11 protein-coding genes and 1 pseudogene are annotated in these 11,825 nt (G+C 66.4%); 8 read left to right on the top strand and 4 right to left on the bottom strand.

The window, feature by feature from the left end; genetic code table 11:
• Positions 1-115: 115 nt before the first annotated feature.
• Positions 116-1,612 carry a PhoH family protein gene (locus AAFL97_RS08815; protein ID WP_341644588.1) on the bottom strand — a complete coding sequence of 499 codons (1,497 nt, stop codon included), beginning with the start codon at positions 1,610-1,612 and terminating at the stop codon, positions 116-118.
• Between the two features lie 60 nt (positions 1,613-1,672).
• Positions 1,673-2,122 (bottom strand): peroxiredoxin, encoded by a 450-nt coding sequence (locus AAFL97_RS08820; RefSeq protein WP_341644589.1) that lies wholly within the window; start codon positions 2,120-2,122, stop codon positions 1,673-1,675.
• 257 nt (positions 2,123-2,379) lie between these two features.
• On the opposite strand from AAFL97_RS08820, the gene AAFL97_RS08825 reads away from it, so the two are divergent.
• Together AAFL97_RS08825 and vapC are read left to right on the top strand one after the other, a co-directional pair.
• Complete coding sequence (locus AAFL97_RS08825; RefSeq protein ID WP_263459349.1) at positions 2,380-2,613, top strand: antitoxin; 234 nt, start codon at positions 2,380-2,382, stop codon at positions 2,611-2,613.
• Entirely contained in the window at positions 2,610-3,029 is a 420-nt protein-coding gene (vapC, locus tag AAFL97_RS08830; protein ID WP_341644590.1) for a type II toxin-antitoxin system tRNA(fMet)-specific endonuclease VapC, read from the top strand. The genes AAFL97_RS08825 and vapC overlap by 4 nt, the downstream gene beginning before the upstream one ends.
• Before the next feature lie 6 nt (positions 3,030-3,035).
• On the opposite strand, the gene AAFL97_RS08835 is transcribed toward vapC, so the two are convergent.
• Complete coding sequence (locus AAFL97_RS08835) at positions 3,036-3,425, bottom strand: Mth938-like domain-containing protein (protein ID WP_341644591.1); 390 nt, start codon at positions 3,423-3,425, stop codon at positions 3,036-3,038.
• A gap of 183 nt (positions 3,426-3,608) precedes the next feature.
• On the opposite strand from AAFL97_RS08835, the gene AAFL97_RS08840 reads away from it, so the two are divergent.
• The 6 genes and pseudogenes from AAFL97_RS08840 to AAFL97_RS08865 all read left to right on the top strand — a co-directional run bounded on the left by AAFL97_RS08840 (position 3,609) and on the right by AAFL97_RS08865 (position 9,639).
• Positions 3,609-4,913 carry a pyridoxal phosphate-dependent aminotransferase gene (locus tag AAFL97_RS08840; protein WP_341644592.1) on the top strand — a complete coding sequence of 435 codons (1,305 nt, stop codon included), beginning with the start codon at positions 3,609-3,611 and terminating at the stop codon, positions 4,911-4,913.
• Positions 4,914-4,991: 78 nt separating this feature from the next.
• Positions 4,992-6,301: pseudogene (locus AAFL97_RS08845) on the top strand (homoserine dehydrogenase).
• A 494-nt stretch (positions 6,302-6,795) separates the two neighbouring features.
• Positions 6,796-7,125 (top strand): hypothetical protein, encoded by a 330-nt coding sequence (locus AAFL97_RS08850; RefSeq protein WP_341644593.1) that lies wholly within the window; start codon positions 6,796-6,798, stop codon positions 7,123-7,125.
• A gap of 93 nt (positions 7,126-7,218) precedes the next feature.
• The gene (locus AAFL97_RS08855) at positions 7,219-7,929 is read left to right on the top strand and encodes a phosphate/phosphite/phosphonate ABC transporter substrate-binding protein (RefSeq protein WP_341644594.1); all 711 of its coding nucleotides are present in this window, start codon (positions 7,219-7,221) and stop codon (positions 7,927-7,929) included.
• A 32-nt stretch (positions 7,930-7,961) separates the two neighbouring features.
• Complete coding sequence (locus AAFL97_RS08860; RefSeq protein WP_341644595.1) at positions 7,962-9,014, top strand: sensor histidine kinase; 1,053 nt, start codon at positions 7,962-7,964, stop codon at positions 9,012-9,014.
• Positions 8,998-9,639, top strand: a complete 642-nt coding sequence (locus AAFL97_RS08865) for a response regulator transcription factor (RefSeq protein ID WP_341644596.1) — start codon at positions 8,998-9,000, stop codon at positions 9,637-9,639. The genes AAFL97_RS08860 and AAFL97_RS08865 overlap by 17 nt, the downstream gene beginning before the upstream one ends.
• A gap of 81 nt (positions 9,640-9,720) precedes the next feature.
• On the opposite strand, the gene AAFL97_RS08870 is transcribed toward AAFL97_RS08865, so the two are convergent.
• Entirely contained in the window at positions 9,721-11,799 is a 2,079-nt protein-coding gene (locus AAFL97_RS08870) for a c-type cytochrome (protein ID WP_341644597.1), read from the bottom strand.
• Between the last annotated feature and the right edge of the window lie 26 nt (positions 11,800-11,825).

The following is an 11,825-nucleotide window of genomic DNA, read 5'->3' on the forward strand; positions in this document are numbered from 1 at the left end:
GGATGCGCCGATTATAGGGGGCCGCCGGAACAATGGCTTGTCCGCGCGCAAGCGGCCGCCCGTCGGCAGCGGTTTGCGCGCGGAGAGTGGGGACGAAAAGCGTGCCGGCGAAAACTTACAGCACGTCGGCAGCGTAGTCGGCCAGGCGCGAGCGCTCGCCGCGCTGCAGCGTGATGTGGCCCGAATGCGCCCAGCCCTTGAAGCGATCGACGACGAAGGTCAGGCCCGACGAACCTTCGGTGAGGTAGGGCGTGTCGATCTGGGCGATGTTGCCCATGCACACCACCTTGGTGCCGGGCCCGGCGCGGGTGATCAGCGTCTTCATCTGCTTGGGCGTCAGGTTCTGCGCCTCGTCGATGATCAGGAACTTGTTCAGGAAGGTGCGACCGCGCATGAAGTTCAGGCTCTTGATCTTGATCCGGCTGCGGATCAGGTCGCGCGTGGCGGCGCGACCCCAGTCGCCGCCTTCGCCGGCGGTGCCGTTGAGCACGTCGAGGTTGTCCTCGAGCGCGCCCATCCACGGCGCCATCTTCTCTTCCTCGGTGCCGGGCAGGAAGCCGATGTCCTCGCCCACCGACACCGTCACGCGGGTCATGATGATCTCGGAGTAGCGCTTGCTTTCCAGCACCTGGGTCAGGCCGGCGGCCAGCGTCAGCAGGGTCTTGCCGGTGCCGGCCTGGCCGAGCAGGGTGACGAAGTCGATGTCCGGGTTCATCAGCAGGTTCAGCGCGAAGTTCTGCTCGCGGTTGCGCGCGGTGATGCCCCACACGTTGTTCTTCTGGTGGCCGTAGTCCACCACGGTCTCGAGCAGCACCTTGCCGCCGTCGCGTTCCTTGACCCAGGCCTGCAGCGGATTGTCGCCACTGGTCTCGTAGACGAACTCGTTGACCAGCAGGTCGGGCGCCAGCGGGCCGCCCACGCGGTAATAGGTGTGGCCTTCTTCCTTCCACGATTCCATGCCGCGGCCGTGGGTCTCCCAGAAGTCGGCCGGCAGCTCGCGCGTGCCGGAATACAGCAGGTCGGTGTCCTCGAGCACCTTGTCGTTGAAGTAATCCTGCGCCGCCAGCCCGAGCGCGCGGGCCTTGATGCGCATGTTGATGTCCTTCGACACCAGGATGACTTCACGCTCGGGATGGCGCTCGGCCAGGTAGGTGACGACGGCCAGGATCTGGTTGTCGCCGCGCGCGGTGGGCAGGGCGGCGGGCAGCGCGGCATCGATCGCTTCGGTCTGCAGGAAGAGCCGGCCGGTGGCGAGCCCGTGCGACGGCAGGTCGAGCGCGATGCCTTCGTCGATGCCGTCGGGAGAGGTGTTGACGATCTCGTCCAGCATGCGGCTGGCCTGGCGGGTGTTGCGCGCGACTTCGGTCGTGCCCTTCTTGTTGTTGTCCAGCTCCTCCAGCGTCATGATCGGCACGTAGAGGTCGTGCTCCTCGAAGCGGTACAGGCTGGTGGGGTCGTGCATCAGCACGTTGGTGTCCAGCACGAAGAGCTTGCAGTCGTGCTTGCAGGCGCTTTTCTTCACCGTCTTGCCGCGCTTGGCGGAAGCGGTCGCAACGGTTTTGGGGATCTTGGCCTGCGCTTTCGGTGCCTTGTTCTTGGCGGTCGGGGGCATGATCGGGGCTCGGAAGGTGAAGGAAAGGCGCGCGGGGCGAGCGCGCGTCGACGGTGGGGATCAGAGCGACTGCACGACGGCAAGCACTTCCGCGGCGTGGCCGGGCACCTTGACGCCGCGCCATTCGCGGGCGATCCGGCCGTCGGCGTCGATCACGAAAGTGCTGCGCTCGATGCCGCGCACCTGCTTGCCGTACATGTTCTTCAGCTTCATCACGGCGAAGGCTTCGCAGGCCACTTCGTCCGGATCGGAGACGAGATCGAAGGGCAGCTCGAGCTTGGCCTTGAAGTTCTCGTGGCTCTTGATGCTGTCGCGGCTGATGCCGAACACCTCGCAGCCGGCGGCGGCGAATTCGCCGTGCAGGGCGCCGAAATCCTTGGTTTCGTTGGTGCAGCCGGGGGTGTTGTCCTTGGGATAGAAATAGATCACCAGCTTGCGGCCGCGTAGTTCGGACAGCGTGACGTTGCGGCCGCCGGTGGCGGGCAGGGTGAAATCGGGGGCAAGGCTCATGCAGTTCTCCGTATGTTCTTCGAGCGTCGGGAGCGGCGGAAAGCGAGGCATTCCGTGCATGGCTGCAGGCCGGAGTGGCCTCGCCATGCGCGCATAGGTTTCGACGCAGGGTAGCGGAGCAAGGTTTCGCCCGCAATCGTCCGTCGGCAGCCGGTCGTCCGGCCATGCGGGCCGCTGGCCGAGCGCGATGCGATCCTTGTCCGTCTCGTGGTCAGTGTATATAGTCGATGTATATCGCAGGTGAAGGAGGAGCGATCATGACCACCACGACCGTTTTTACCAACAACCGCACACAGGCCGTGCGCCTGCCTGCCGAAGCCCGCTTCCCGGCCGAGGTCAAGAAAGTGAGCGTGCGCGTGGTCGGCAACGAACGCATCATCGCGCCAGCCGAGTCGGCCTGGGACAGCTTCTTTCTCGGTAGCCATACGGTCAGCGACGATTTCATCAGCGAGCGGGCGGATCAATCGCAGCCGGAGCGCGAGGGGCTATGAATGCGCCCGCGCTGCTCAGCCATCTGCTCGACACCAACATTGCGATCTACGTCATCAAACGCCGGCCGATCGCCGCGCTCGCCAGTTTCAACCGCCACCACGGCCGCATGGCCATTTCCAGCATCACGCTGGCCGAACTGATGCATGGGGTGGAAAAAAGCAGCGATCCGGCACGCAATTTCCTCGCTGTGCAGGATTTCAGCAGCCGCCTTCAGGTTCTGGCCTATGACGAAGCTGCCGCGGCTCACTACGGCAAGATCCGCGCCGTATTGGAGCGGCAGGGCCAGCCCATCGGCGTCAATGATCTTCACATCGCCGGGCATGCCCGGAGCCGGGGGCTGACGCTGGTGAGCAATAACCTGCGTGAGTTCCAGCGTGTTCCCGGGCTTCGACTGGAAAACTGGATCGATCCGTAGGCCGTTTCAGTCCGCGGCCTCGAACAGCAGTGCGACCGCCACCGAGCGGCCTTCGCTGACCAGGATGTTGTAGGTGCGGCAGGCTGCCGGCAGGTCCATGAACTCGAAGCCGATGCGCGCCTCGATCAACGGGCGGAGCAGGGCGGGGGACGGAAAGCGCTGGCGCCGGCCGGTGCCGACGATGAGGATCTCGGGCCGCAGTTCGGCCACCGCCGCCAGGTCGTCGGCCGTCAATGCGGCCAGATCGCCGCGGGCGGCGGGCGCCCAGCCGGTGTGGATGCCGTCCGCGGTCACGATCAGGTTGCCGTCGTGGCGCTCCTTGTTGACCATCACGTGGTCGTCGCCATAGCCGGTGACGACGTTGAACTTGTCGTTGCTGTCCTGATGGAGTTTCATCGTTCGTCGCTTGTCATTGCCTCGATGGGGTATTCGATGCGGCCCTCATTGCAGCCTCGTGTGCGCGCCGGGAAATTGCCGCAGTGCGGCAGCGCGGCTAAGATAACAATCTTTTGCGGCAAGGGGTAAGCCCCGGGTTTCTTCCCTGCCGTTCCTTCCCTCCCCTGTACGAAAAGGCCAGTCATGAAAGCGGAGAAGACAGTCGAGCTCGCAATGCCCAACCCGGAACCGGCTGCCAGGGCCGAGGCGGGCGCGGCCGTCGCGCGTCCGATCCGCAAGTCGGTCAAGCTGAACAACGTGCTGTACGACGTGCGCGGACCCATCGTGGATGCGGCCAAGCAGATGGAGGACGAAGGCCAGAAGATCATCAAGCTGAACATCGGCAACATGGCGCCGTTCGGCTTCGATGCGCCCGAGGAAATCCAGCAGGACATGATCCGCAACCTGCCGGATTCGGCGGGCTATTCGGACAGCAAGGGCATTTTCGCCGCGCGCAAGGCGGTGATGCACTACACCCAGCAACTCGGCATCGAGGGCGTGACCCTCGAGGACATCTACCTGGGCAACGGCGCCAGCGAACTGATCGTGATGGCGACCAACGCGCTGCTCAACGATGGCGACGAACTGCTGGTGCCGACGCCGGACTATCCGCTGTGGACCGCATCGGCCAGCCTCGCCGGCGCCACGCCGGTGCATTATCGCTGCAGCGAGGACAAGGGCTGGCTGCCCGACCTCGACGACATGCGCGCGCGCATCACCCCGCGCACCCGCGGCATCGTCGTCATCAACCCCAACAATCCCACCGGCGTGATCTATCCCGACGACGTGCTGCAAGGCATCGTCCGGATCGCCCGCGAGCACGGCCTGGTGCTGATGGTCGACGAGGTCTACGACAAGGTGCTGTACGACGGCGTCAAGTTCACGTCGATGGCCAGCCTGTCCAACGACGTGCTGACGCTGACCTTCAACTCGCTGTCCAAGGCCTACCGCTCCTGCGGCTACCGCGCCGGCTGGATGGTGATTTCCGGGCCGAAGGACGACGCCAAGGACTACATCGAAGGCCTGAACATGCTGGCCAACCTCAAGCTCGGCTCCAACGTGCCGGGCCAGTGGGCCATCCAGACCGCGCTGGGCGGCTACCAGAGCATCAACGACCTGGTCAAACCCGGCGGGCGGCTGTGCCGCCAGCGCGACATCGCCTACGAGCTGATCACGGCGATCCCGGGCGTGACCTGCGTCAAGCCGCAGGCGGCGCTGTACATGTTCCCGCGGCTCGATCCCAAGGTCTATCCGATCGAGGACGACCGCCAGTTCTTCATGGAAGTACTGCGCGCCACCCGCGTGATGCTGGTGCAGGGCTCGGGCTTCAACTACCCGGACAACCAGCATTTCCGCATGGTCTTCCTGCCGCACGAGGACGACCTGCGCGAGGCCATCGGCCGCCTGGCGCGCTTCCTCGAAAACTACCGCAAGCGCCACGGCGCCTGACAGCCGGCCGGCGCACCGCGCCGGCCAGCCGGCGGACTCTTCCACCCGACACACTTCACACACCACGGAACACACTGCATGAAACCGATCAATGTTGGCCTGCTGGGCATCGGTACCGTCGGCGGCGGCACCTTCACCGTCCTGAAGCGCAACGCCGAGGAAATTTCCCGCCGCGCGGGCCGCCCGATCCGCATCACCGCGGTGGCCGACAAGAACCTGGAACTTGCGCGCAAGGTCACCGGCGGCGAAGTCAGGCTGACCGACGACGCCTTCGCGGTCGTCGGCGATCCGGAAATCGACATCGTCATCGAGCTGATCGGCGGCTACGGCGTGGCCAGGGAGCTGGTGCTGAAGGCGATCGAGAACGGCAAGCACGTCGTCACCGCCAACAAGGCGCTGCTCGCCGTGCATGGCAACGAGATCTTCGCCGCGGCGCAAGCGAGGGGCGTCATGGTGGCCTTCGAGGCCGCGGTGGCCGGCGGCATCCCGATCATCAAGGCGCTGCGCGAAGGCCTCACCGCCAACCGCATCGAATGGCTGGCCGGCATCATCAACGGCACCACCAACTTCATCCTGTCCGAAATGCGCGACAAGGGCCTGCCTTTGCCGAGGTACTGAAGGAAGCACAGGCGCTGGGCTACGCCGAAGCCGATCCGACCTTCGACATCGAAGGCGTGGACGCCGCGCACAAGGCGACGATCATGAGCGCGATCGCCTTCGGCATCCCGATGCAGTTCGACAAGGCCTACGTCGAAGGCATCACCAAACTGGATCCGGTCGATATCGCCTATGCCGAACAGCTCGGCTACCGCATCAAGCTGCTCGGCATCGCCCGCCGCCGTGAGCAGGGCGTCGAACTGCGCGTGCATCCGACGCTGATCCCGGCCAAACGCCTGATCGCCAACGTCGAAGGTGCGATGAACGCAGTGCTGGTGCAGGGCGATGCGGTCGGTGCTACGCTGTACTACGGCAAGGGCGCGGGCGCCGAGCCGACTGCCTCGGCCGTCATCGCCGACCTGGTCGACGTCACCCGCCTGCACACTTCCGATCCCGAGCACCGCGTGCCTCACCTGGCCTTCCAGCCCGACCAGGTGCGCGACGTGCCGGTGCTGCCGATCGGGGACGTCGTCACTTCGTATTACCTGCGCATGCGGGTCGACGACAAGCCCGGCGTGCTCGCCGACATCACCCGCATCCTGGCCGACAGCGGCATCTCGATCGAGGCCCTGCTGCAGCGGGAAGCCGCCGAAGGCGAATCGCAGACCGACATCATCATGCTCACGCACCGGACCGTCGAGCGCAACGCCAATGCCGCCATCGGCCGTATCGAGGCGCTGCCGGTGGTGCGGGGGCAGGTCACGCGCCTGAGGATGGAAGCGCTGCAGTAAGTTTTCGTCCGGGACTGCATGGACGAAAAGGGGAAAAGGCCGCGGCTCCCGCTGCGGCCTTTTTGCTGCCCGGCTGCAGCGCTGCAGCAGCGCACGCGCGGGACGTGCCCGGTCCCGGCGTGGATTTCCGCTATCCTTCGACCGGAACTCGACCCTCCCGGAACCCAAGTGCGCTTCTTCGACTTCACTTCCTGGCCGGACCTGCTGCTGACCGTCATCGGCCTGGCCTTGTTCACGCTGATCAGCATGGGCATCCGGCTGATCATGATGTTCTCGATCCAGCAGCGCCGGGAACGGGTGAACAGGCAGATCAACGAACGCCTGAAGACGCTGATCGCCGCCTACAAGACGCTGGGCGGCTCCTTCACCGGCACGCTCACCGTCGATCCCACCCATATGCGCGATCTTCGCCGCGAGGCCGACAACCCGGCCGGCGGCGAGGACGCCGCGCAGCAGGCCTCCAATTCGAGCGCGCCCGGCGGATCCGCGACGCAGTGGAAGCGGCGCTGTCCGACATCATCCTGCTCGGCACCGAGGAACAGGTGCGCCTGGCCGCGGCGGCGAGCCGCCAGTTGGTCGCCGGCGAGCACGTCCATACCGACGAACTGGTCGTCTCGCTGCGCGATTTCATCCGCCAGGCACTGGATCTGGCGCCTGTCCCGGCCGATGCGGCGATTCCGGCCCAGGGCCCTGCGCGGCCCTCGGGCACGGGTGGCCGCAGCGGTGCTGGCGGCGGTCGGGGCGGCGGAGGCGGCATGGGAATGGGCGGCGGGGGCGGGGGCGTGGCTTTCGGCGTGTCCGAGCGCTCGACACCGGATCTCTGATCGGTGGGGCACGGGCGCGACACTGGCAGGATGGGCCTGTTCGGGCGGTGCGTGTCAGCCGGACGCCGCGGGCCGGCCTTGCTGCAGCGGGCCATGCGGTTCTGTTTGCTGATCCTTCCCGCTCTCGGCCTGCTTTCCGGCCCGGCGCAGGCCGCAAGCGGCAGTAGCCGTCAGGACGTCGCCATCGGTGTCCTCGCCTACCAGGGCGAACTGGCGGCGGCGCTCGACTGGGCGCCGCTGGCCCGTTTCCTGAACGAACGCGTCCCCGGCTACCGCTTCAATCTCGAACATTTCGATGCCGACAGCCTGCGTGAGGCGATCCGCGAGCAGCGCGTCGATCTGGTCGTCACCAATCCCGGCTACTACGTGGCGATGGAGAACGAATTCGGCCTCAGCCGGATCGCCACGCTGGATTCACCGCAGGCGCTGTCGCCCGACAGGGGAACAGGTTCCGCGCTGATCGTGCGCAGCGACCGTAGCGACCTGCAGACGCTCGGCGACCTGCGCGGCAAGCGCCTGGCGGCGATGGCGCCGGACGCTTTCGGCGGCTATCTGCTGGTGGTGCGGGAAATGCTGGCGCAAGGCATCGACGCGGAATCGAGCCTGCAGGAAATCCGTTTCCTCGGCGTGCCGATGATGCGCATCGTCACGGCCGTGCAGCGCGGTGAGGCCGATGCCGGCGTGGTGCGCAGCTGCTTCATCGAGCAGGCGGCGGCACGCGGCGTGCTGCGCCTGGAAGACTTCCGCGTGCTGGGCGATCGCCGCAGGAAGATCCCGCCGTCGCGGCCTTTCCCTGCGGCCTGACGACGCCGCTGTACCCGGACTGGCCGATCGCGGTGACGCGCAGCATCGGCCACGGCCTGTCCAAGCAGGTGGCGCAGGCGCTGCTGGCGATGCCGGCCGACACCGGCATGGCGTGGACGGTGCCGGCCGACTACCAGTCGGTGCATGAGCTGTACCGCGAACTGCGCACCGGTCCTTATGCCCATCTGCGCGACGTCACGCTGGCAGGCCTGCTGCGCCGCTTCTGGCCCGCCTTGCTGGTACTGGCCCTGGTGCTGACCGCCTGGGGCGTGCATACGGTGCGGGTCGAGCACCTGGTGCAGCGCCGTACCGCCGAATTGCGTGCCTCGCTGCGCGCCCGCGAGGAGGCCGAGGCGAGGGTGCGTAGCCACCAGGAACAGATGGAGCACCTGTCCCGTCTGTCCATCCTCGGCGAGCTGTCCGGCAGCCTGGCGCACGAGATCAACCAGCCGCTGACCACCATCGGCAACTATGCCCGCAGCCTGCTGCGCCGCCATGCCGACGGCCGCCTGAACGACGCGGCGGTGGTCGAGGCCTGCGGCGAAATCGGCAGCGAAGCCGAACGGGCCGGCGACATCATGCGCCGCATCCGCGACTTCGCCCGCAAGCGCAGCGCGGTGCGCGAGCCGGTGGATATGCCGGCCCTGGTCGACGGCACCCGCAAGCTGATCGAAGGCATGCTGCTGCATGCGCCGACGATCGTCTGCGAAAACGATCTGCCGCGCGGCTGCGAAGTGCTGGCCGACGCGCCGCAGATCCAGCAGGTGTTGCTGAATCTGGTGAAGAACGCGATCGACGCCGGCCGCGATCTGCCGCCGGAACGCCAGGCGCTCACCATTCATCTGGAAACCGCCGACAAGCGCCTGCTGGTCCATGTCATCGACCAAGGCTGCGGGCTGTCGGCGGAACAGCAATCCCATCTGTTCGAGCCTTTCTTCACCACCAAGCCGGACGGCCTCGGCCTGGGGCTGCCGATCTGCAAGACCATCGTCGAAGCGCATGGCGGTCGCTTGTGGGCCGAAAGCAATGTACCGTCCGGCATGCGCTTCACCTTCTCCCTGCCTTGCCATGTCGCTGCAAACTGAAAATGCCGTCGTCTACGTGGTGGACGATGATCCCGCGCTGTGTCGCTCGCTGCGCTTCCTGCTCGACGCCGAAGGCTGGCCGGTGCGGCTGTTCGGCTCGGCGGAAGACTTCCTAGACGAGATCGGCAAGCGCAGCGGCCCCGGTCGGCCTTGCTGCCTGCTGCTCGACATCCGCATGCCGGCGATGAGCGGGCTGGAACTGCAGCAGGTGCTGCGCGAGCGCGGCTTCGAGGCGCCGATTCTGTTCATGACCGGGCATGCCGACGTGTCGATGGCGGTACAGGCGATGAAATGCGGTGCCTGCGATTTCATCGAAAAGCCCTTCGACGACCAGGCGATCGTCGACGCCGTTGCCAAGGCCATCGAGCGTTGCGCGGCGATGCTCGACGACGCGCGGCGGCGCGATGTCGCCCGTGCCGCGCTCGCCCACTTGTCGCCGCGCGAGCAGGAAGTCGCCCACCTGGTCGCGCGCGGCCTGCCCAACAAGCTCATCGCCGCCGAACTCGGCATCAGCGAGAAGACGGTGCATATCCATCGCCAGCATGTGATGGAAAAGGCCGGTATTTCGTCCGCGGCAGAGCTGGCACGGCTATTCCTGCGCGCGGATCCCGCAGCGCTGGATTGAACGCTTTCGCTCTCCGTCGGGCGGAAAAAGGCCGGCGTTTCCGCCGGCCCGGTTCACGCGGGAGAAGCGCTCGAACCCTCGTCAATAGCGGGCATCCGAAGGCTTGCCGCCCTTGGGCCAGTCGTTGACCTTCGGCGGGAAATCCGGGCGTGGCATGTGGCTGAAGTACTCGGAGACATCCACTGCCTCCTGGTCGCTCAGGCCGCCCTGGCCCAGCGGGAAGTGCGTGCCGAAGGCGATCGGCATGTTGCGCTTGACGAAGGCGGCCGCAGTGTAGGTGCGCGCCATGCCGGCGCCGATGTTGAAGGACTCGTCCCCCCACAGCGGCGGGTAGACCATGTTGCCCTTCGCATCCCTGACGCCTTCGCCGTTCTCGCCGTGGCAGATTGCGCACTGCTCGGCGTAGATCCGCTTGCCGTTCTCGGAGTTGGGCACGATGTTCTTGTCCACCTTGCCGACGCCGCGGCCTTCCACCCTGTCCTCGGGCTTGGTTTCGCCCTTCATCCAGTCGAAGAAGGCCACCATCGCCTTCATTTCCTCGCCTTCCTTGGGCAGCGCCTTGCCGTTCATCGAGCGCAGGAAGCAGCCGTTGATACGTTCTTCCAGCGTGATTTCGCGGCCGGCGCGGGCGCCATAGCTCGGGAAGAAGGCCGACACGCCGACGTAGGGCGAACCGTCGGCAACGGTGCCGGCGTTCAGGTGGCAGCTTGCGCAGTTCAGCTTGTCGCCTACATGGTTGGGCAGCATGCGCGCAGTGTCGATGTTCAGACGCGCGCCCAGCACGAGCTGTTCCGCGTCCGGCTCCTTGAGCATGTCGGCCAGGCGGGGCGTCTCGAACGGCCGCTCGTTGATGCCCTTGGCGCCAAGGTGCTTGCGCGCGTTGCCGACCTCGCTGGCGAGGACTTCACGCGCATCGCCGCGGCCCCAGCTGCGGCGGGTGAAGTTCAGGATATCGGCGATTTCCTCGTCGCCCAGTTGCGCGAAGGCCGGCATGTACAGCGGCCGCGAATGGCTTTCGGTCATCGGCGCGCGCCAGCCGGTCAGCATGATGTGCACCAGCGTCGCCGGATCCTGCGATTGCAGCGTGTGGTTGCCGGCCAGCGGCGGGAACACATCGGGCACGCCGTTGCCGTTGGCACGGTGGCAGTCGGCGCAGAACTGCAGATAGCCCAGGCCGCCGCGGGTGGTGAAGATGCTGGTCGGCACGTCGTCGTCAGGCGCCGCGCCCATGCCGGTCGGCAGCGGGACGATGGCGGGCGCCGGGCCCTGGGCGACCTCCATCGGCAGCTCATCCTTGCCGGGGGGCAGCGACTTCAGGTAGACGCCCATCGCGAGCAGGTCTTCGTCGGTCATGTACTGGGTGCTGTGCTGCACCACATCCACCATGTTGCCCGACACCGTGCCGTGCTTGTTGCGGCCGGTCTTGAGCATCTCGGCGGTGTCCTCGGGCGTCCACAGATTGCGCAGGCTCAGTGCGCGCCAGCCTTCGACGGTTTCGCCGGCAAGGAAGAGCTCGCCCTTGCCGCCCCGGTCGCCCATGGTCTTTTCCTGGAAGGCGAAGCCGCGCGGCGTGTGGCAGGCGCCGCAATGGCCCAGGCTCTGCACGATGTAGGCGCCGCGGTTCCACTGCTCGGACTGCTTCGGGTCGGGTGCGAACACCTCGTCGTCGAGGAAGAAGGCGTTCCACAGCGACAGGCCCCAGCGCATGTTGTAGGGCCACTGCATACCGCTTTCCTTGTTCGCCTGCTCCACAGGCTCGACGCCTTTCATCATGTAGGCGTACAAGTCGCGCATGTCCGTTTCGGTCATCCTGGCGTAGGACGGGTAGGGCATGGCGGGATACAGGTTGTGGCCGTCGGCGGCCACACCCCTGCGCATCGCGCGGTCGAACTGCTCGAAGGTGTATCGGCCGATGCCGGTCTTCTCATCGGGCGTGATGTTGGTGGAATACAGGGTGCCGAACGGCGTCTCCAGCGCCAGCCCGCCGGCCATCGGCCTGCCGTCGGGCGCGGTATGACAGGCGACGCAGTCGCCCATGCGGGCAATGTATTCGCCGCGCTTGACCGCATCGGCCTGTGCCGCGCCGGCCGATGCGGCAACGGAGGCCAGCAACAGCGAACAGCCGATGCCGGCAGTTCGCAGGATCGCTCGCGTATTCATGGAAAGCTCCCTTTGGCTCATGACAA

The sequence above is a fragment of the Thauera sp. SDU_THAU2 genome, assembly GCF_038260575.1.
Lineage (GTDB): Bacteria > Pseudomonadota > Gammaproteobacteria > Burkholderiales > Rhodocyclaceae > Thauera.